The organism is Streptomyces sp. NBC_01306 (assembly GCF_026340465.1).
GTDB lineage: Bacteria > Actinomycetota > Actinomycetes > Streptomycetales > Streptomycetaceae > Streptomyces.
Window position 1 is genome coordinate 839,796 of the sequence record NZ_JAPEPC010000001.1, and the last position, 20,300, is coordinate 860,095.

Annotated in this window: 19 protein-coding genes and 1 pseudogene; 14 read left to right on the plus strand and 6 right to left on the minus strand. The window is 71.8% G+C overall.

All coding sequences use genetic code 11. The features are described from left to right. Window positions 1-6: 6 nt before the first annotated feature. Window positions 7-357, plus strand: a complete 351-nt coding sequence (locus OG385_RS03675; protein ID WP_266851775.1) for a hypothetical protein — start codon at window positions 7-9, stop codon at window positions 355-357. 204 nt (window positions 358-561) lie between these two features. Here the strand turns inward: OG385_RS03675 and OG385_RS03680 are convergent, their stop codons facing one another. From OG385_RS03680 to OG385_RS03695, 4 genes and pseudogenes are all read right to left on the minus strand, one after another. Further along, window positions 562-2,916 carry a LuxR C-terminal-related transcriptional regulator gene (locus tag OG385_RS03680; protein ID WP_266851777.1) on the minus strand — a complete coding sequence of 785 codons (2,355 nt, stop codon included), beginning with the start codon at window positions 2,914-2,916 and terminating at the stop codon, window positions 562-564. A 281-nt stretch (window positions 2,917-3,197) separates the two neighbouring features. Then, a pseudogene (locus OG385_RS03685) lies at window positions 3,198-3,311 on the minus strand (AraC family transcriptional regulator); the annotation flags it as partial. 69 nt (window positions 3,312-3,380) lie between these two features. Then, window positions 3,381-3,557, minus strand: coding sequence for a hypothetical protein (locus OG385_RS03690; RefSeq protein WP_266851779.1), 177 nt, complete (start codon window positions 3,555-3,557; stop codon window positions 3,381-3,383). A 286-nt stretch (window positions 3,558-3,843) separates the two neighbouring features. Further along, the gene (locus OG385_RS03695) at window positions 3,844-3,978 is read right to left on the minus strand and encodes a hypothetical protein (RefSeq protein WP_266851780.1); all 135 of its coding nucleotides are present in this window, start codon (window positions 3,976-3,978) and stop codon (window positions 3,844-3,846) included. Between the two features lie 22 nt (window positions 3,979-4,000). On the opposite strand from OG385_RS03695, the gene OG385_RS03700 reads away from it, so the two are divergent. After that, window positions 4,001-4,246 (plus strand): hypothetical protein, encoded by a 246-nt coding sequence (locus OG385_RS03700; RefSeq protein WP_266851782.1) that lies wholly within the window; start codon window positions 4,001-4,003, stop codon window positions 4,244-4,246. Window positions 4,247-4,285: 39 nt separating this feature from the next. Here the strand turns inward: OG385_RS03700 and OG385_RS03705 are convergent, their stop codons facing one another. Beyond that, window positions 4,286-5,140: an alpha/beta fold hydrolase gene (locus tag OG385_RS03705; protein ID WP_266851784.1), complete on the minus strand. Its 855-nt coding sequence runs from the start codon at window positions 5,138-5,140 to the stop codon at window positions 4,286-4,288. A gap of 90 nt (window positions 5,141-5,230) precedes the next feature. Between OG385_RS03705 and OG385_RS03710 the strand changes: the two genes are divergently transcribed. Then, entirely contained in the window at window positions 5,231-6,187 is a 957-nt protein-coding gene (locus OG385_RS03710; protein ID WP_266851786.1) for a LysR family transcriptional regulator, read from the plus strand. 405 nt (window positions 6,188-6,592) lie between these two features. On the opposite strand, the gene OG385_RS03715 is transcribed toward OG385_RS03710, so the two are convergent. Continuing rightward, complete coding sequence (locus OG385_RS03715; protein WP_266851787.1) at window positions 6,593-7,747, minus strand: YihY/virulence factor BrkB family protein; 1,155 nt, start codon at window positions 7,745-7,747, stop codon at window positions 6,593-6,595. A 17-nt stretch (window positions 7,748-7,764) separates the two neighbouring features. On the opposite strand from OG385_RS03715, the gene OG385_RS03720 reads away from it, so the two are divergent. From OG385_RS03720 to OG385_RS03765, 11 genes are all read left to right on the plus strand, one after another. After that, window positions 7,765-9,402: an acyl-CoA dehydrogenase family protein gene (locus OG385_RS03720; protein ID WP_266851789.1), complete on the plus strand. Its 1,638-nt coding sequence runs from the start codon at window positions 7,765-7,767 to the stop codon at window positions 9,400-9,402. Between the two features lie 422 nt (window positions 9,403-9,824). Next, complete coding sequence (locus OG385_RS03725; protein ID WP_266851790.1) at window positions 9,825-11,138, plus strand: GAF domain-containing protein; 1,314 nt, start codon at window positions 9,825-9,827, stop codon at window positions 11,136-11,138. Between the two features lie 51 nt (window positions 11,139-11,189). Further along, the gene (locus OG385_RS03730; protein WP_266851792.1) at window positions 11,190-13,820 is read left to right on the plus strand and encodes a GNAT family N-acetyltransferase; all 2,631 of its coding nucleotides are present in this window, start codon (window positions 11,190-11,192) and stop codon (window positions 13,818-13,820) included. Window positions 13,821-13,853: 33 nt separating this feature from the next. Next, entirely contained in the window at window positions 13,854-14,432 is a 579-nt protein-coding gene (locus OG385_RS03735) for a GNAT family N-acetyltransferase (protein WP_266851794.1), read from the plus strand. Between the two features lie 148 nt (window positions 14,433-14,580). Then, window positions 14,581-14,664, plus strand: a complete 84-nt coding sequence (locus tag OG385_RS37345; protein WP_310591794.1) for a putative leader peptide — start codon at window positions 14,581-14,583, stop codon at window positions 14,662-14,664. A gap of 174 nt (window positions 14,665-14,838) precedes the next feature. Next, entirely contained in the window at window positions 14,839-16,536 is a 1,698-nt protein-coding gene (locus OG385_RS03740; RefSeq protein ID WP_266851796.1) for a nitrite/sulfite reductase, read from the plus strand. Further along, a complete protein-coding gene (locus OG385_RS03745; RefSeq protein ID WP_266851798.1) occupies window positions 16,533-16,721 on the plus strand; it encodes a hypothetical protein in 189 nt (62 codons plus the stop codon). The genes OG385_RS03740 and OG385_RS03745 overlap by 4 nt, the downstream gene beginning before the upstream one ends. Further along, window positions 16,718-17,419: a phosphoadenylyl-sulfate reductase gene (locus OG385_RS03750; RefSeq protein WP_266851800.1), complete on the plus strand. Its 702-nt coding sequence runs from the start codon at window positions 16,718-16,720 to the stop codon at window positions 17,417-17,419. Before OG385_RS03745 ends, OG385_RS03750 begins: the two co-directional genes overlap by 4 nt. Then, window positions 17,419-17,988: an adenylyl-sulfate kinase gene (gene cysC / locus OG385_RS03755; RefSeq protein ID WP_266851802.1), complete on the plus strand. Its 570-nt coding sequence runs from the start codon at window positions 17,419-17,421 to the stop codon at window positions 17,986-17,988. The genes OG385_RS03750 and cysC overlap by 1 nt, the downstream gene beginning before the upstream one ends. Then, complete coding sequence (gene cysD / locus OG385_RS03760; RefSeq protein WP_266851804.1) at window positions 17,985-18,920, plus strand: sulfate adenylyltransferase subunit CysD; 936 nt, start codon at window positions 17,985-17,987, stop codon at window positions 18,918-18,920. Before cysC ends, cysD begins: the two co-directional genes overlap by 4 nt. Next, a complete protein-coding gene (locus tag OG385_RS03765) occupies window positions 18,921-20,279 on the plus strand; it encodes a sulfate adenylyltransferase subunit 1 (RefSeq protein WP_266851805.1) in 1,359 nt (452 codons plus the stop codon). Window positions 20,280-20,300: the final 21 nt, after the last annotated feature.

The following is a 20,300-nucleotide window of genomic DNA, read 5'->3' on the forward strand; positions in this document are numbered from 1 at the left end:
ACAGGTATGAGCACCCCGGAGAGAGAACCATTCGACGACGAACGCGTGGGTACGAGGTACCGCGCCGACGTGGAGGCGGCGTACCGGAAGGTGGAAGCGGCCTCGGCTCCCGAAGCGCAGAATCAGCTCTCGCTCGGTGTACTGACCGGGTATCTGTGGGCCCTGGGCCGGGCGGACGCGGCGCCGGCCACCGGCATCACGGGCGGCGCGCCGGATCTCGGGCGGCTGACCGCCGAGGTGGACGCGGTGACCGTACAGCTGGAGGACGCCGTCCAGCGCGGGGTCCCGGACGACCATGCGCGCGGGCTGTACGACGCGCTGTCCTGGATCTGCGGCCAGAGCGACCGACAGCCCTGACGCCGCTGCCGCCGGCGGGCGCTGCGCCGGGGCGCGGGGCGGCGCCGTCGGGGCTCGCGGTCCGTACGGGCGAGGCTCGGGCGCGGGCCGCTCGGGCGCGGGCCGGGTGCGCTCGGGTCTGCTTCCGTACGGAACCGGGCGGGCGGCTACGGCCCGGCCGGAGCCCGGGTGCTGTCCGGTCTGTTTCCGTACGGAACCGGGCGGCTACTGCGGTGGCGCCGCTTCTGTGTCCGTGACCTGGGGCCGCCCCGCCAGTGCCGCGATCTGCGCGCGGGACGAGAAGCCGAGCTTGGCCAGGATGTGTTCGACGTGGGCGTCGGCCGTGCGCTTGGAGATCACCAGCTGTTCGGAGATCTCCCGGTTGGTGAGACCTTCGGAGACCAGCGCGGCGACCTGCCGCTCCCGGCGGGTCAGCATGTCGCCCGGTGCCGAGTCCAGCTGCCGGGGCAGCGGGGTGGCCGGGCTGTCGGCGTCCATGAGCGCCAGCTCGACGGCCCGGTCCAGCGGGAGTTCGGCGCCCTGCGCGAACAGCCGGGCGAACTCCGTGTCCCCCAGCTCGGCGCGGACGGCCCGCTCCACCCGTGTGTGGTCGTCCAGATACACCGCGGCGCCCATCATCGGGGAGCCGACCTTGCGCCACAGCGCCCCGGCGGCACCGAGGAGCCAGGCCGCCCTGCTGGGGCTGGCCAGTTCGGCGGCCCCCCAGGCCAGCAGTTCCAGGCTGTTCGCCGCGCCGAACATCTCCCGGACCTCGCGGCTGCGGTGCAGACCGGAGCGGGCCAGCGCCACACACTCCGCGGGCTCCCCACGTCCCCAGGCCGCCATGGCCTCGATGACCAGGATCTGGCCCTTGATGATGCATTCGCCGCTCTCGTCGCCGAGCAGCAGCAGCGCCTTCTCGCACTCCTCGACCGCTGCGTCCGAGTCGCGCAGCACCGCGTGCATATAGCCCTTCTGGTAGTGGAAGACGACCAGGCTCAGCCGGTCGTTGATGCGGTGCTGGCGGTCCAGCGCCTCGTCGAGAAGCCGCTGTCCCGTCTCGGGGTCGCCGAGGAGCCAGCGGACGCCGCCGGTGTAGCCGGTGGCGAGGGCGAGATCGAGTTCCGATCCCGCCTGCCCTGCCACCTCCCTGGTCGCCTCGAATCCGGCGAGTGCCGGTTCGAGATCGCCCTGCACCAGGGCGAGAAGGCTGCGCCAGAGCATCGCGAGCGCCCGTTCGGGGCAGGGCTCGGGGTCGGCGTCGATGCCCTTGCCCAGCCAGTAGCGGCCCTCCTTGGAGAGCCCGGCCGTCAGCCAGAACGGCCAGAGCCTCGCGGCCATCTCCAGGCCGGGCCTGATGCCGTCGGGCCGGGAGAGCGAGTAGTCGAGTGCGCTCCGCAGATCGGCGAGATCGCGGTACAACTCCCAGTAGAGCGGGACCTGTTCGGACGTCAGTACGGTCTCGTAGAAGTGCTGGACCCGGGCCAGATAGTGGGTGCGGTGGCGGGCGCGGCAGCGTTCCTGCTCATCGCCCAGAGCCGCGCAGCGGTCCGCTCCGTACTCCCTGATGGTGTCGAGCAGCCGGTAGCGGGAGCCGGTGTCGCCGTCCCGCACCACCCGCAGCACCACCGACTTGTCGACCAGGCCGACGAGGTGCTCAAGGATCTCGTCGCGCGGCAGCCCGGCGCCCGAGCAGACCTCTTCGACGGCCGCCAGGTCGAACGGCCCGGCGAACACCGACAGCCGCGCCCAGAGCAGCCGTTCCTCGGCCGAGCACAGGTCGTGGCTCCAGTCGATCGCGGTGCTCAGCGTCTGATGACGGGGCAGCACGGCGCTGCGCCGGCCACCGGTGAGCAGCCGGAAGCGGTGTTCGAGCCGGGCGGTCAGCTGGTCCAGCGGGATGGCTCTGAGCCGTACGGTGGCCAGCTCGATGGCGAGCGGAATGCCGTCCAGACGGCGGCAGAGCGCCAGCACGTCCTGGTGGTTGCCCGCGTTGATCCGGAAGCCGGGCACCACCGCCGCAGCCCGCTGTTCGAAGAGTGTCGCCGCGTCGTCGCAGGCCAGCGGCGGTACGTGCAGGGTGTGTTCACCCGGGACGTCCAGCGGCTGCCGGCTGGTGGCCAGCACCGTCACGCCGGGTGCCTCGCGCAGCACCAGGTCGGCGAGGAACGCGCAGGCGTCGAGATGGTGTTCGCAGGTGTCCAGGACGAGCAGCAGCCGGCGTTCCTGGAGGTGCTCCATGACGACGTCCAGCACGAGCCGCCCGGACTGCTCGGCCAGCCCCAGCGCGCTCGCCACTGCCTGGGGCAACAGTTCGGGGTCGTGCAGCGGGGAGAGCTCGGTCAGGACGACGCCGTCCGTGTAGTTCCCCTTGAGGGTCAGTGCGGCGCGCAGCGCCAGCCGGCTCTTGCCCACTCCGCCGGGGCCGACGAGGGTCACCAGTCTCGCCCGCGCCACCAGCTCCCGGATCCGGTCGAGTTCCGCGGAGCGGCCGACGAATCCGGTGACTTCCACGGGCAGTTCGCCGGTGCGCCGGCTGTAACCGAGTGCCATACCGCCCCCGCCGCGCTTCCTGAACATCTCTGCGTACACCGCGCGTCTCTGTCGCGCACCTCAGCGTACGGGGTGCGCCACGGTCAGTGACACCGGACGACCGGCAGAGCCACCGCACGAGCGACCCCGGCGAGCCGGGCGGGAACATTCCGTAAGGGCCTTCCCAAGCCTTACCCCAAGGCCGTAAAAGGCCGTAACCGGCGGCCCCGCGGACGGTTGCCCCGGGTACGACGCCGCGCGGTCCGGGGCGGGGATGGCGCCCTCGCCCCGGGACGGCGTACGGACCGCCCACGGGGCCGGGGCACGTCCGGTCCGTAGCCGAAGGCGTCCAGCGAACGGCGGTGCAGCCGGCGGGCGCCGAGCCCGACCGCGTCCGCGGTGGCGGCGACCGACCACCCGGCGCCGAGATGCGCGGCGACGGCGATCAGGCCGGGCTTGCCGTACGGACCACCCCTCGCAGGCCCTGGGCCGGTGAGCCGGCTGAGCCCGGGTCAGGCGGTGCCTGCTGTCACCTTCGACGCCGCGGCCAGGCAGGCCAGCACCAGGGGCCGCGCGTCGTCCCGGCGGGCGGCCACCGCCGGCCGGGACGGGGAGATGCCACGGACCGGCACGGCGGTCACCTCGTCGCGGACGACCAGCGGGGCGTTGCCGCCGGCCAGCAGGGCCACGCCCTGGCCGTTGGCGACCGCCTCGTGGGTCTCCTCGGCGCCGGCCAGGGGTGACCGGGTTCAGGGCTTCATCACTCGCCGACTGCGTATCCTGATTTCTGCTTCCGCTCGGGTTCCGCTCGGATTTCACTCGAAGGCATATCGGCGAGCACACGAGGAGCAAGCGGATGGCACGAAGGATCAACGGCCGGCCCCGCAGCGTGTTCGGCCTCGGCGTTGCGGCGGCTGTTCTGGCTGCGGTGTCGGGGTGCGGCGGTTCAGTATCCGCTCCGAAGGCCGCGGCAACTCATTCGGCCACTGCGCCGGGCTCGTCCGCGGCGACGACACCACCGGCGGCCCCGCCCAGTGCGGTGACGTCGGCGAAATCCGCTGTGGTGTACGGCTGCGACCAGAAGCCGGTCGCTTCGCCCGCGGACTTCACTCTCGCCTGCGGTGACGGCGAGGTGGGTCTCAAAGACCTGGTCTGGTCGGACTGGGGACGGCCGACAGCCGTCGCCAAGGGAAAGTACCTGGCTGTGAGCTGCGTGCCGTCCTGCGCGCAGGGCACCGAGGCCCCCTACCCGGCCAAGGTGACCGTCAGCGGCCTGAGCCACGGCAGTTACACGGTGCTGCACATCAGCGCGCCCCGGGCTCCGAGCCCTGCCCCCGCATACCGGCTCGACGCCCAGGGCCCGGTCGAGACGCACTGACGGAGCACTCACACGATCGGCTCATGAACCGACCGCCGGTCACCGGACCAGCGCCTCGGCGAGTTCCTGCGGCCGGGCGGCGAACGGGCTGTGGCTGCCCGGCAGGGTGTGAACGGTAAACGGCTCGCCCGGCATGGCCCGGTCGGCCTCGGCGATCATCAGGTCCTGTGCGGCCGGCGCCAGCGCCCGGTCCTGCGCGCAGCGCAGGAAGGTGCGTGGGATGCGGCCCCACCGCGCCGCGGTCAGGGTGACCGGGGTTGTCGGGATGGCCAGTGGCAGGTCGGGGCTGAGCGCGGAGCGCCAGCGGTCGAAGCGGCCGGCGGGCGTGTCGTGGTAGTGGGTCTGCCGTAGCTCCTCGACGTAAGCGGGGTCCGGCGAGAGCGGGTTGATGCGTACGGCGCCCAGTGCCCCGGGATCACCGAGGTTGAGGCTCTGTCCTTGTGCGGTGGCGTTCTCGGGGGTGCTGAGGTAGTCGAAGAACCGGGGGCGGCCGGCGGGGACGAACGCGGAGAGGTAGACGATGCGGTCGACCAGCTCGGGGGCGCGCTCCGCGGCCAGCGACGCGGGTCCGCCGCCCGCGCTGTGGGCGACGAGCACGACACGGCCGTAGCGGCGGACCCGGCGCAGCGTGTCCAGGACGGCATCGGCGCAGTCGTCCATCGTCACGGCGGCGAGCTGCGACTTCTCGGTCAGCAGACCCGGCTGACCGGGCAGCAGGTACCCGCTGGGCAGGGGGACATCGAAGCCGTGCCCGGGCATGTCGACAGCCAGGCTCGCGGCACCGAGACCGGCGAGTGCGCGCTGCGTCGCCGCCCACTGCCATGAGCCGTGCCAGGCGCCGTGGACGAGGACCAGGACGGTGTCGTTCACTTCGGTGTTCGGGGAGGTCGTCATGGCCGCCATCCCAGTCGGCGACGGCCGCTTCATCCAGCAGAAGATATGGCACGCTGGGTGGCGATACTTTTTGTGTATGAAGGGGTGGTCATGGAGGCGCGGCATCTGCGGTACGCGCTCGCCCTCGCCGAGCACGGACACTTCGGCCGGGCGGCCCACGCGCTGGGCATCGCGCAGCCCCCGCTCTCGAAACAGATCGCCGACCTGGAGCGCGAAATGGGAGCCCGGCTGTTCGACCGCACGCGCCAGGGCGTGTTCCCGACTGCGGCGGGCCAGGCGTTCCTCGCCCGGGCGCGGCGGGCTCTGGAGGAAATGACAGCGGCCACAGTGGACGCCGGCCGGGCGGCGCGCGGCGAGACGGGGCGGCTGCGCCTGGGGTTCATCGCCTCCGCGTTGCTCAACCCGCTGCCCGACGTCCTGAGCCGGTTCGGCCGCGAACGTCCCGATGTGAGGCTGGAGTTGCACGAGATGGCGTCCAGCCGCAGCGCCGCCACCCTCATCTCGGGCGAACTGGATGTGGCCGTTACCCTCGGACCGCCACGGGGCGCCGGGGCCGAGCACCTGGTGTCCGTCCCGGTCGGGCACGACCACCTGATCGCCGTCGTCAGCAGCACGCACCCCTACGCAGGCCAGACGTCGGTGAGCGTGGACCAGGTGCGGCGGCAACCGCTGATCGTGGCCGCCGGGGAGGACGAGCCCGCGGTGACCGCCGGGCTGCGCACCCTGTTGGGCGACGACGCGGTGGACGGCGCGTCCGTCGCCAGGGACGTGCACACGATCATCGGCCTGGCCGCCTGCGGGGTCGGCGTGGGCCTCGGGCCCTCCCGCATGCTGTCGGCCCCGCGCCCGGGCACCCGGTTCTGCGAGGTGACCCCGCGCACGGCACTGCCCGAACTGATCCTGTCCTTCAACGGCCAGGACCGCTCCCCCGTGCTGGGCGCCTTCCTCGACACCGTCCGCCGGAACTGTCCCGACGTCGGTGCCGCGCTCGACCGGCGGTCGGGCCACGCATGGAGACCGGATTCGGTTCCGTCAGCCACCCCCTGAACCATGGTTGTGCTCTGCACGATGAGGGGACCGGGGTGCTGCCGAAGTCCAAGGTCGGTCTGTACGCGGCGATCCGCCGTGATTCGCACCAACGGTGAAGCGGATCTTCGAGCTGCTGCTGGCTGATCACCGAGGTGGGGCCGTTTCACGGTCGGCGGCGGAGAGGTCATCCATCATTTCTCCGCGGTGGTGAGGGCCCGCGCGCGATGGCGGCTGACCGAGGCGGCGGCTCACAAGCCGATCGGTGCGCCTGGTGGGCACCTGACGCCGTCCATTGGAGAGTTCCCGGGGCGCAGAGGGGTGGCGAAGGCGGTCCGGTCCGGGCTCGGTGGCCGTCGGGCTCCGCAACTGTCGGGGTCGGTGGCCGTCGGGTTCCGTGGCTGCCGGGCGCGTGCCTGTCCGCCGTCAGTCCTGGTCCGGGGTGGAGCGTCTGTCCTCGGGCTTCTTCGTACGCAGCCGGGCCGTGACGTCCTCGGGGGGCAGGAATTTCGACCAGCGCTCGGGGAATTCGGACGGCATGTCCGACTCTTCGTCGTCGGCCTCGGGGGCTCCGGCGCCCGGGTGGTCCGCGGTGTGCGCTCCGCCCTCCGGGCGGGCGGTCTGCTGGAGCCGGAGCCGCTCGTTCGCCGCGCGTGCCGCCGCCGTGGCCACCGAGGGCCAGATCCGGTCGATCGCGGCGTTGACCGCGGCGCCGACCAGGACGGAGAAGGCCGACACCCCGATCCACAGCAGCACCGCGACCGGCGCGGCCAGTGAACCGTAGATCGTCGGTCCCTCGACCGTGCTCGTGAGGTAGATACGCAGCAGCAGACTTCCCAGGAACCCCATGCCCAGCGCCACCAGGGCCCCCGGCACATCCTCGACCCAGGGCGAGCGCACCGGTACGGACACGTGGTAGAGCGTGGTGAGGAAGGCGATCGACAGCAGGATGACGACCGGCCAGTACAGGACCGAGATGACCTGTTCGGCGCCGGGCACGAACTGCACGACCCGGTCGGGGCCCGCGACCGCGAGGGGCAGCACCACCGCCCCGATCACCAGCGCGACGACGTACAGCACGATGGAGAGCAGCCGGGTCATGACAATGCCGCGCCGGCCGTCGAGCCCGTACATCACCGTGATCGTGTCGATGAAGACGTTCACCGCCCGCGATCCGGACCACAGGGCGAAGGCGAAGCCGATGGAGACGACATCGGGACGCTTGCCGTGCGTGACGTTCTCCAGGAGCGGCTCGGCGAAGTCGTGGACGCCCCGGTCGGAGAGGACGGTGCTCGCCGCGTGCAGGATGTTCTTCTCCAGGCTGGCGACGGTGTGTGTGTCGGTCCAGCCGTCGACGTAGCCGAGCAGGGCGATCAGGCTGAGCAGCAGCGGCGGCAGCGAGAGCAGCGTGAAGAACGCCGCCTCGGCCGCGAGCCCCAGGATCCGGTACTCCATGCACGAGTTGACGGTGTCCTTGAGGAGCAGCCACGCCATTCTGCGTTTGGAGACGTTGCGATAGAGGGCTCTGGCCCGACGGAGCAGACCCGGATGCTGCTCCCCTGTTTCATTTGCTGCCTGCACCTCCATACCGTAGCCCCATGGCACCGAGCACTCACACAGTGACCAACCAGCCTCCGCCGCTGGTGGGACATGACGTCTTCACGACCGACCGGGTCCTGGCCGAGGCCGTGGACCGGCATACCGCGCCGGAACTCGTCGACGGCGTACGGGCGGAGCTGACTCTGCTGGGCCACAGCGCCGGGTCCTCGCAGGCGCGCGAGTGGGGGTTCCAGGCGAACGAGAACCCGCCGCGGCTGCGGACCCACGACCGGTACGGGCACCGGATCGACGAGGTCGAGTTCCATCCGGCCTGGCACCGGCTGCTCGGCAAGGCCGTGTCGGCCGGGCTGACGGACGCCTGGGGCCGGCCTGCCGGGCATGTGCGGCGTGCGGCCGGGTTCCTGGTGTGGTCGCAGGTCGAGGCGGGGCACGGCTGCCCGGTGTCGATGACCCATGCGGCGGTGCCCGCGCTGCGCGCCGATCCCGCGCTCGCCGCCGAGTGGGAGCCGCGGCTCACCTCGCACGTGTACGAACGTGAGCTGGGGGCTCCGGGCCGGAAGCCGGGGGCGCTGTTCGGCATGGCGATGACGGAGAAGCAGGGCGGCAGCGACGTCCGCGCCAACACGACCGCCGCGGTACCGGCCGCGGGCGACGACGGCGCGTATCTGCTCACCGGGCACAAGTGGTTCTGCTCGGCGCCGATGTCCGACGGCTTCCTGGTGCTGGCGCAGGCACCGGACGGGCCGACCTGCTTCCTGGTGCCCCGGGTACTGGCGGACGGGACGCGCAACGTCTTCGCGATCCAGCGGCTCAAGGACAAGCTCGGCAACCGGTCGAACGCGTCGGCGGAGGTCGAGTTCGACGGGACCTGGGCGCGCCGGGTGGGCGATGAGGGCCGGGGGGTGCGCACCATCATCGAGATGGTGGCGGCGACCCGGCTGGACTGCGCGATCGGCTCCGCCGCGCTGATGCGGCAGGCGGTGGCGCAGGCGGTGCACCACGCCACGTACCGCAGGGCGTTCGGCGGGGAGCTGATCGACAAGCCGCTGATGCGCAACGTCCTGGCCGATCTGGCGCTGGAGTCGGAGGCGGCGACGACGCTGGCGATGCGGCTGGCCGCCGCGTACGACAGCGACACGGAGGAGGAGCGGGCGTTCCTCCGGCTCGCGGTGCCGGCCGCCAAGTACTGGGTGACGAAACGCTGTACGCCGGTGGTGGCGGAGGCTCTCGAATGCCTGGGCGGCAACGGCTACGTGGAGGAGTCGGGGCTGCCCCGGCTGCTGCGCGAGTCGCCGCTCAACTCCATCTGGGAAGGCTCGGGGAACGTACAGGCGCTGGACGTGCTGCGGGCGCTCCAGCGCGAGCCGCAGGCGCTCAACGCGTTCCTCCAGGAGGTGGGCCGGGCGCGCGGCGCCGACCACCGGCTGGACCGGGCGATCAGGGACCTGCTGACCGAACTCGCCGATCTGGACGGCATCGAGGCCCGTGCGCGCCGGGTCGCCGAGCGCATCGCGCTGGTGCTCCAGGGCTCGCTGCTGGTGCGCTGGGCGCCGCCGGAGGTCGCCGACGCGTTCTGCGCATCGCGGCTGGGCGGTGACTGGGGTACGGCGTTCGGCACCCTGCCGCACACGTTGGATCTGGGGTCGGTCGTCGACCGGGCACGCGCCGGCGGCTAGGTCCTGTCAGGCCGGTCTTCGTGGATCAGGCCGCGGCGTCCGGTGCGGTGCCTCGCAAGGCGGAGGATCGCCCCCGTACTGGACGTACTGGGGTGACTCCGACAACGCCGCGAGGTGCCGTGCCAGGCGTCGCGGGCCCGCGAAGACCGGCCGGGGCACCGGCCGGCGGCGCGGGGCAGCACAGGGGGGGCCAGCCGGGGCTGATGCTGCGCCGACACGGCATCTCCCCGGCTGGGCAGCCCCCACCTTCGTACAACCGGCTGTGGTTGCGCCAGGGTTGCAGACGGTTGCACAAGGTTCTGTCGACTCCGGTGTGCCGCACCCCTCCGGGATGCACCATGGGGCACCGCATCAACCGGGCCGGCTCGACCGGACCGGCCGGCCCATCAGTCCGACGTCGTGGATCACATTCAGGAGTACCCATGAGGACCGGAGCCTTCAACGCGGCCGGCCCCCCGGCCCGGCACACCCGGGAGAGCGCCCGCACCCTGCACGGCATACGTGAGGCGACGCTCTCCGGGGACCGTCCGGAGGTCGCGCCGCGCCCCGTCATCGGCGCGTCGTGGCAGCGGATGCTCCGGATCGGCCTCGACCCGGAGCGGGACACCAGCAGTGTGCTGCTGGGCGCGGAGGAGCTGGAGCACCGGCGCAGATCCACCGTGCTCGGTGAGCTGCTGCCGACGCTCAGCAGCGGACTCGCCTCGGTCGCCGACGCGTCGATGCAGGTCATGGTGGTCACCGACGGAGACGGCCGGGTGCTGTGGCGGGAGGGCAACCGGGCCGTCCTCCGCCGGGCCGACGGCATATGGCTGCAGGAGGGCGCCGCCTGGAGCGAGGGCTCCACCGGCACCAACGCGGTCGGCACCGTCCTGGCGACCGGCCAGACCGTCCAGGTGCACTCCGCCGAGCACTTCGTCCGTACGCTGCAGGAGTGGACCTGCGCCGCCGCGCCCGTCCAGGATCCGCGCGACGGGCGGCTGCTCGGGGTCATCGACGTCAGCGGCCCCGACTCCACCTTCCATCCGGCGATGCTCGCGCTGGTGGACTCGGTGGCCCGGCTGGCGGCGGCGGAACTGCGGGACCGGCATCTCGACTCCGTCGAACGGCTGCGGTCGGTGGCCGCGCCGATCCTGAGCAGGGTGGGCGGCCGGGCTCTGGTGGTGGACGCGCACGGCTGGCCCGCCGCGGTGACCGGGATGCCGCCGGCCGGCCGGCTGACACTGGCCAAGTCCTTCGGCCCGGGGCGGGTCTGGCTGCCCTCGCTCGGGATGTGCTCGGTGGAGCCGCTGCCCGGGGGCTGGCTGATCCGGCCGGACGAGGAGAGGCCCGGGGTGCGACAGCCGGCCGAGGGGGCGGCGGTGAGCCGCGTCGTACTCGATCTGAGCGGGCGCAGGCGCTGGTCGGTGACCGTGTCGGGGGCGTCCGGCAGCTGGACCCAGGATCTGACGCCCCGCCACGCGGAGCTGCTGTATGTGCTGAGCCTGCACCGCGAGGGCCGCACCGCGGCCGAGCTGGCGCACGACCTGTTCGGCGACGCGACCCGGACAGTGACCGTGCGCGCGGAGATATCGCGGGTGCGCCGCGGTCTCGCCGAGGTGCTGGCGCACCGCCCGTACCGGTTCGCCGAAGGGGTCGAGGTGGAGGTGACCTGCCCGGACGACCCGGCGGAGCTGCTTCCGTACTCGACGGCGCCCGCCGTACGCCGGTCGGTTCCGCAGCCGGGAATTGTCTCCTGACCAGGCATGTATTAGCTTAGGTGAGCCTAACCTAATGGAACGGGGGCAAGGGTGAGCGCCGAGCTGCACCGCGACCACTGGGGCATTCCGCATCTGCGGGCGGACAGCGCGCAGGCCCTGGCCCACGCGCAGGGCCGCAACGCGGCGACGGACCGCGCCTGGCAGCTGGAGACCGAGCGGCACCGGGCGCAGGGAACGAGCGCCGCCTTCCTGGGCCCCGAGGCCGTCGCCTGGGACAGCTTCGCCCGGCAGGTCAGGCTGACGGACACCGCCAGACGCTGTTACGCGCACCTCGACCCGGACACCGCCGAGTGGGTCCGCTCGTACACCGACGGCGTCAACGCCGGGCTGGCCGAAGGGGCCCGGAACGCGACGGAGTTCGCCACCGCCGGTCTGGAGCCGGGCAGTTGGCAGCCGTGGACGCCGCTGGCGGTCTGGCTGTCCACCCACATCCTCTTCGCCGGGTTCCCCGCCAAGCTGTGGCGCGAGGAAGCGGCCGCCGCGCTGGGCGACCGGGCCATCGGCCTCTTCGCGACCGACGGCCCCCACACCTCGGGCAGCAACGGCTGGCTGGTCACCGGGGAACGCACCGCGAGCGGCGCGCCGATCCTCGCGGGCGACCCGCACCGCTTCATCGAGGCGCCGGGCGTCTACCAGCAGATCCACCTGGCCTGCCCGGAGTTCGACGTGGCGGGCCTCGCCGTGCCGGGCGTTCCCGGCATCGCGCACTTCGGGCACGCGTCGACGGTGGCCTGGTCGATCACCAACGCCATGGCCGACTATCAGGACCTCTACCGGGAGCGTCTGCGGCGCACCGGCGCGGGCGTGGAGGCGTACGGCCCGGACGGCTGGGAGCCCGCTCCGTCGCACACCGAGACCATCGAGGTGGCGGGCGGCGAGCCGGTCGTGGTGGAGGTGACCGAGACCGCACGCGGCCCGGTCATCGCCGGCGGCCCGGACTCCCCTTCGGCGATCAGCCTCCGGTATCCCCCGCGGGTCACCGGTGAACTCGGCTTCGAAGCACTGCCGTTGCTGCTGCGGGCCCGTACGGTCACCGATGTGGACCGGGCTTTCGACCGGTGGGCCGAGCCCGTCAACGTCGTCCAGGCCGCTGACACCCGGGGCGGTCTGCTGCACCGGGTCGCCGGGGCCGTTCCGGTCCGCGACCGGGAGAACGGGCTGCGTGTCGTCCCCGGCTGGGAAGCGCGGTACGCCTGGCGCGGTACGCGTGCGCCGCTGCCGCGCAAGGCGGTCGACGGGGCGGCGGCCGACGGGATGGCGGTGATGGCCAATCAGCGGGAGCTGGCCGCCCCGCTCGGGGTCGAGTTCGCTCCCCCGCACCGGGCCCGGCGGATACGGCAGTTGCTGGCCGGGACGGAGAACTGGTCGGCGCCGGACATGGCGGCGGTGCACATGGACACCCGACTGCCCCTGGAGCAGCCCCTGCTCGACCTGCTGGACGGGCTCGACGAGCCGGGTCCCGGTGCGGCCGCGCTGCGGGAGCGGCTGGCCGGCTGGGACCGCAGGATGGACGCCGGGAGCACGGAGGCCGCCGCGTACGCCGCGCTCCGTGCGGCCGTGGTGCGGCGGCTGGCCGGCCACCCGGCGCTCGCCGCGCTGGCCGGGCCCGAGGTGGCCGGGAAGTATCCGGAGGTCTTCCGCCCCTGGCTGGCCCTGGTCACCCGGGTCGCCTTCGCGCTGGACGGCCTGCTCACGTCGGAGCTGCTGCCGGAGACCGAACGGGCGGCGGTCGTCCGGGCGGCGGCCGAGGAGACCGCGCCGCCGGACGTCCCGTGGGGCGAACTGCACCGGCTCGCCCCGTGGCAGGCACTGCCCGACGAGCCGGGCGGCCCGTCGGGACCACCGCCCGGCGGGTGGCCCGGTCTCTCCGGCGACCACGACTGCGTCCTGTCCACCTCCGGCGTCCCCGGACTCACCCATCGCACCGGCCGGGCCTCCGCCGCCCGCTACGTCTGGGATCTGGCCCGGCGCGACGACAGCCTCTGGGCGGTCCCGCTCGGGGCGTCCGGCGTGGCCGGCGATCCCCACCGGCTCGATCAGCTGCCGCTGTGGGTACGCGGCGGGCTCGTCCCGGTGATCACCGACTGGAACCAGCTGAGGAGCTCCATGACCACCGTGCACGAGCAGCGGATCGACGGATTCGGGACCGTCCGGATCAGCCCGGTCGACCCGCGGCGGGACAGCGCCCTGATCCACAGCTGGGTCAGCCAGGAGCGGGCCCGCTTCTGGGGCATGGGCGACGCGAGCCCCGAGGACGTCCTGGAGACATACGAGTACGTCGACTCGCTGACCACGCACCACGCCTATCTGCTGTACCGCGACGGCGTACCCGCGGCGCTCTTCCAGAGCTACGAGCCGGAGGCCGACCCGGTGGGCGACTGCTACGACGTCCAGCCCGGCGATCACGGAATCCATCTGCTGATCGGCCCCGCCGACGGCAGGCCCGAGCACGGCTTCACCACCACGCTGCTGAGCGTCTTCCTGCGCTTCGTCCTCGCGGACCCTTCCCGGCAGCGCATCGTCGTCGAACCGGACGCCCGCAACCAGAAGGTGATCGACCGGCTGACGGGCTTCGGCTTCGAACTCGGTCCGGAGATCGACAAACCGGAGAAGCGGGCCCGGCTGGCGTTTCTGCGCCGGGGGTCCGCGGGGCTGCTGTGAGCCACCGCGCCGCCGCGTGATTCGCTGGCCCTCATGAAGAGCGAGCGCACCGTCACCGTGACCACCTGGTATCTGGAGCAGACCTCCCCGGCCGATCTGCGCCCGGCCGCCGAGCCCGGCGGCGACATCCGGATCGTCCGGGCCGAGGTCCCCTCGCCCGAGTTCAGCCGGTACCTCTACGCCTCCGTGGGCGGGGACATCCGCTGGACGGACCGGCTCTCGATGTCGTACGCCCAGTGGCAGGAGGTGCTCGCCCGGCCGGGCACCGAGACCTGGGTGGCGTACGACCGGGGCACTCCGGCCGGATACGTGGAACTGTGCGCGCACGACGACGGGGCCGTGGAGATCATGTACTTCGGGCTGATCCCTGCCTTCCGGGGGAGGCGGATCGGCGGCCACCTCCTCACCTACGGCATCCGGCGGGCCTGGGACCTCGCCGACCGCACCCCCGGGCGGGCGGCGACCGAGCGGGTCTGGGTGCACACCTGCAGCAAGGACGGTGCCCACGCGATGGACAACTACCTGAGCCGGGGCTTCCGCCTCTTCAACACCGAGACCGGGGAAGAGCCGGACGTCGAGACCCCGGGACCGTGGCCGGGTGCGGGCGCCTGAGCCCGCACCGCATGACACCCACCGCATGACACCCACCGCGTGAGCCCCACCGCGTGACGGACACCACATATTCCACGATGCGAGACTATCTCGTCCAGATAGTGGATAGTAGTGGACTGGCGCGAGATCGTCGTGACACGCTTCCGTCATGTCTGGAACTGGAATTGCCTTGGTGAGTCGACGCCACGTCGATCTCGGCCGCATGTCCAGCGCCATCTGTCCGGCGCGCTGATCTCCACCAGCCACGCCGTTTTCCCGCCGTCCCCGTCGTAGCGGACGAGCGAAGCCCCCCGCTGGGGTCCTGCAATCCCACCGCCACCGTGCCCTGCCCTGAACCGGCAGGTCACAGGGGTCCCTTCAGCTTGATCAACCGCCCCCTTGAGCCGCCACAGAAGGACGAAGCATCATGGCCGCCAGCCCTGGAACGCCCCCGCCAGCCACGCCCCGACGCAAGGCAAGCCGTCACCGTGGCGAAGGCCAGTGGGCCAAGGGCCACTTCACCCCGCTGAACGGCAATGAGCAGACCAAGAAGGACGACGACGGTCTCAATGTGCGGACACGCATTGAGACGATCTACGCCAAGCGCGGATTCGACTCCATCGACGGCGGCGATCTGCGCGGCCGGATGCGCTGGTGGGGTCTCTACACCCAGCGCGAGCAAGGGATCGACGGCGGCAAGACCGCGATCCTGGAGCCGGAGGAGCTGGACGCCGAGTTCTTCATGATGCGGGTGCGCATCGACGGCGGCCGCCTCACCACGGAGCAGTTGCGCGTCATAGGTGAGATCTCGCAGGAGTTCGCACGCGGCACCGCGGACCTCACCGACCGGCAGAACATCCAGTTCCACTGGATCCGGATCGAGGACGTCCCGGAGATCTGGCGGCGCCTGGAGGCGGTCGGCCTGTCGACCACCGAGGCGTGCGGTGACACCCCCCGTACGATCCTCGGCTCCCCGGTGGCGGGCGTCGCCGAGAACGAGATCATCGACGGCACCTGGGCCATCGACGAGATCCAGCGCCGCTTCATCGGCAACCCCGCGTTCTCCAACCTGCCGCGGAAGTTCAAGACCGCGATCTCCGGCTCCCCGCAGCTCGATGTGGCGCACGAGATCAACGACATCGCGTTCGTCGGTGTCGACCACCCCGACCACGGCCCGGGTTTCGACCTGTGGGTCGGCGGCGGGCTCTCCACCAACCCGAAGCTCGGTGTCCGGCTCGGCGCCTGGGTGCCGCTGGACGAGGTGCCCGACGTCTTCGAGGGCGTCATCTCGATCTTCCGGGACTACGGCTACCGCCGGCTGCGCACCCGCGCTCGGCTGAAGTTCCTGGTTGCCGACTGGGGCCCGGAGAAGTTCCGGCAGATCCTGGAGGACGAGTACCTCCAGCGGAAGCTGACCGACGGCCCCGCTCCCGAGCAGCCCGCCGACGTCTGGCGCGACCACCTCGGAGTGCACAAGCAGCAGGACGGCCGCTTCTACGTGGGGTTCGCGCCCCGCGTCGGACGGGTGGACGGCACGACCCTGACGAAGATCGCCGAGCTGGCCGAGGCGCACGGCTCCGGACGGCTGCGGACCACCACCGAGCAGAAGATGATCGTGCTGGACATCGAGGAGTCGCAGATCGACTCGGTGGTCTCCGCTCTCGAAGCGCTCGACCTCAAGGTCAACGCCTCGCCGTTCCGGCGCTCGACGATGGCCTGCACCGGCATCGAGTACTGCAAGCTCGCGATCGTCGAGACCAAGGCGCGCGGCGCCCTGCTCATCGACGAACTGGAGCGCCGCATCCCGGAGTTCGACGAGCCGATCACCATCAACATCAACGGCTGCCCCAACGCCTGCGCCCGTATCCAGGTCGCCGACATCGGCCTCAAGGGCCAGCTGGTGCTGGACGGCGAGGGCAACCAGGTCGAGGGCTTCCAGGTGCACCTGGGCGGCGCGCTGGGCCTCGATGCGGGATTCGGCCGCAAGGTCCGCGGGCTGAAGGTCACCGCGGCCGAACTGCCCGACTACGTCGAGCGGGTACTGAAGAACTTCCAGGCCGGGCGCGAGGACGGCGAGCGGTTCGCGACCTGGGCCGCGCGCGCGGACGCGGAGTCCCTCTCATGACCGAGCGGGCGGCGCCCTTCTTCTGCCCGTACTGCGGCGACGAGGACCTGCGCCCCAACGAAACAGGGCACGGCGCCTGGGAATGCGCGGCGTGCAACCGCGCATTCCAGCTGAAGTTCCTCGGGCTGCTGGCCCGCGGGCTCCAGCACCACTCGACCAACAGCGTTGAAGGCAACGGGATATGACCGGCACTCTGGAGACCGAAGATCCGAAGACCCTCGCCGAGCGCGCGGGCCGCGAACTGGAGGACGCGTCGCCCCTGGAGATCCTCACCTGGGCGGCCGGCACCTTCGGCAAGCGCTTCTGTGTGACCTCCTCCATGGAGGACGCGGTAGTCGCCCACCTGGCCTCCCGCGCCTTCCCCGGGGTTGATGTCGTCTTCCTCGACACCGGCTACCACTTCCCCGAGACCATCGGCACCCGCGACGCGGTGGAGGCCGTGATGGACGTCAACGTCATCACGCTGCTGCCCTGGCAGACCGTCGCCGAGCAGGACGCCGAGTACGGCCCGAAGCTGCACGACCGGGACCCCGACCTGTGCTGCGCACTGCGCAAGGTCAAGCCCCTGGAGGACGGGCTCAGGAACTACTCGGCCTGGGCGACAGGACTGCGCCGCGACGAGTCCCCCACCCGGGCGAACACGCCCGTCGTCGGCTGGGACGAGAAGCGGCAGAAGACCAAGATCTCGCCGATCGCCCGCTGGACGCAGGACGACGTGGAGGCGTACGTCGCCGAGCACGGCGTCCTCACCAACCCGCTGCTGATGGACGGATACCCCTCCATCGGCTGCGCACCGTGCACCCGGCGGGTCGCGGAGGGCGAGGACGCCCGCGCCGGCCGCTGGGCCGGCCGGAACAAGACCGAGTGCGGGCTGCACGGCTGATGACGAAGGATCAGGAGAACGAGATGACGACGGACCAGGGAGCCACTGTCTGGCTCACCGGTCTGCCGAGCGCGGGCAAGACCACCATCGCCCACGAACTCGCGGACACCCTCCGCGGCGAGGGCCACCGGGTGGAGGTGCTCGACGGCGACGAGATCCGCGAGTTCCTCTCGGCGGGCCTCGGCTTCAGCCGCGAGGACCGGCACACCAACGTCCAGCGGATCGGCTTCGTCGCCGAACTGCTGGCGTCCAACGGCGTGAAGGCGCTGGTGCCGGTCATCGCGCCGTACGCCGACAGCCGCGACGCCGTACGCAAGCGGCACGCGAGCACCGGCACCGCGTATCTGGAGGTGCATGTCGCGACCCCGGTCGAGGTGTGCTCCGTACGCGATGTGAAGGGCCTGTACGCCAAGCAGGCGGCGGGCGAGATCTCCGGTCTCACCGGGGTGGACGACCCCTACGAGGCGCCGGAGACCCCGGACCTTCGCATCGAGTCGCACACCCAGACCGTGCAGGAGTCCGCAGCCGCGCTGCACGCGCTGCTCACCGAGAGGGGCCTGGCCCGATGACGACCGCCGCCACTGTCACCGAAGGTACCGACAGCCCGTTCGCCCTGAGCCACCTGGACGCCCTGGAGTCCGAGGCCGTTCATATCTTCCGCGAGGTCGCGGGCGAGTTCGAGCGGCCGGTGATCCTCTTCTCCGGCGGCAAGGACTCCATCCTCATGCTGCATCTGGCGCTGAAGGCCTTCGCCCCGGCCGCCGTGCCGTTCTCGCTGCTGCACGTCGACACCGGGCACAACTTCCCCGAGGTGCTCGCCTACCGCGACCGGGTGGTGGCCGAGCACGGGCTGCGGCTCCATGTGGCCTCCGTCCAGGAGTACATCGACGCCGGGAAGCTGCGCGAGCGGCCCGACGGGCTGCGCAACCCGCTCCAGACCGTCCCGCTGACCGAGGGCATCCAGCAGCACCGCTTCGACGCGGTGTTCGGCGGCGGACGCCGCGACGAGGAGAAGGCGCGCGCCAAGGAGCGGGTGTTCTCGCTGCGGGACGAGTTCTCCCAGTGGGACCCGCGCCGCCAGCGCCCCGAACTGTGGCAGCTCTACAACGGCCGCCACGCGCCCGGCGAGCACGTCCGGGTCTTCCCGCTCTCCAACTGGACCGAGCTGGACGTCTGGCAGTACATCGAGCGGGAGCAGATCGCCCTCCCGGAGATCTACTTCGCGCACGAGCGTGAGGTGTTCAAGCGGTCCGGCATGTGGCTGACCCCCGGTGAGTGGGGCGGGCCCAAGGACACCGAGACCGTCGAGACCCGGCTGGTGCGCTACCGCACCGTCGGCGACATGTCCTGCACCGGCGCCGTCGACTCCGACGCCACCACGCTCGACGCCGTGATCACCGAGATCGCCGCCTCCCGGCTGACCGAGCGGGGCGCGACCCGCGCCGACGACAAGATGTCCGAGGCCGCGATGGAAGACCGCAAGCGCGAGGGGTACTTCTAAATGACCACGTCAACCAACCGGTCGGCCGAGCAGTTGTCGGCCACCACGCTGCTGCGCTTCGCCACCGCGGGCTCCGTCGACGACGGCAAGTCCACCCTGGTGGGACGGCTGCTGCACGACTCCAAGTCGATCTTCACGGATCAGCTGGAGGCCGTCGAGCAGGCGTCGATAGGCCGGGGCCAGGAGACCCCCGACCTGGCCCTGCTCACCGACGGGCTGCGCGCCGAGCGCGAGCAGGGCATCACCATCGATGTCGCGTACCGCTACTTCGCCACGCCCCGGCGCCGGTTCATCCTCGCGGACACCCCGGGCCATGTGCAGTACACCCGGAACATGGTGACCGGCGCCTCCACCGCCGAGCTCGCCGTGGTGCTGGTCGACGCCCGCAACGGCGTGGTCGAGCAGACCCGCCGCCACGCCGCCGTCGCCGCGCTGCTGCGGGTGCCGCATGTGGTGCTCGCCGTGAACAAGATGGACCTGGTCGACTACGCCGAGCCGGTGTTCGCCGCCATCGCCGAGGAGTTCACCGCGTACGCGGCCTCGCTCGGTGTCCCGGAGATCACCGCGATCCCGATCTCCGCGCTGGCCGGAGACAATGTGGTGGAGCCCTCCGCCCACATGGACTGGTACGGCGGCCCGACCGTCCTGGAACACCTGGAGACGGTCCCCGCCAGCCATGACCTCACCGGCTGCAAGGCGCGCTTCCCCGTCCAGTACGTCATCCGCCCGCAGACCGCCGAGCACCCCGACTACCGGGGATACGCGGGCCAGATCGCCTCGGGCGCGCTGCGGGTCGGCGAGGCCGTTACGGTGCTGCCGTCGGGCCGTACGTCGACGATCGCCGGCATCGACGTACTGGGGCAGAGCGCGGACATCGCCTGGGCCCCGCAGTCGGTGACCGTGCGGCTCACCGACGACCTGGACATCTCGCGCGGCGATCTGATCGCACCGACCGCGCACGCCCCGGCGCCGACCCAGGACGTCCTGGCGACGGTCTGCCATGTGGCCGACTCGGCGCTTTCGGTGGGCCAGCGGGTGCTGCTCAAGCACACCACCCGCACGGTCAAGGCGATCGTCAAGGACATCCCGTCCCGGCTGACCCTGGACGATCTGTCGCAGCACCCGGCGCCCGGTCAGCTGGTCGCCAACGACATCGGCCGGGTCGTGATCCGCACCGCCGAGCCGCTTGCGCTCGACGCGTACGCGGACTCCCGGCGCACCGGCTCGTTCCTGCTGATCGACCCGGCCGACGGCACCACGCTGGCCGCCGGGATGGCGGGCGACGCCTTCGCCGCCACGGCGCAGACCGCGGCGGAGACGGACGGGACCGCACCGGACGAGACCGGGTGGGACTTCTAGCCATGGCTCTTTACGTCCTGG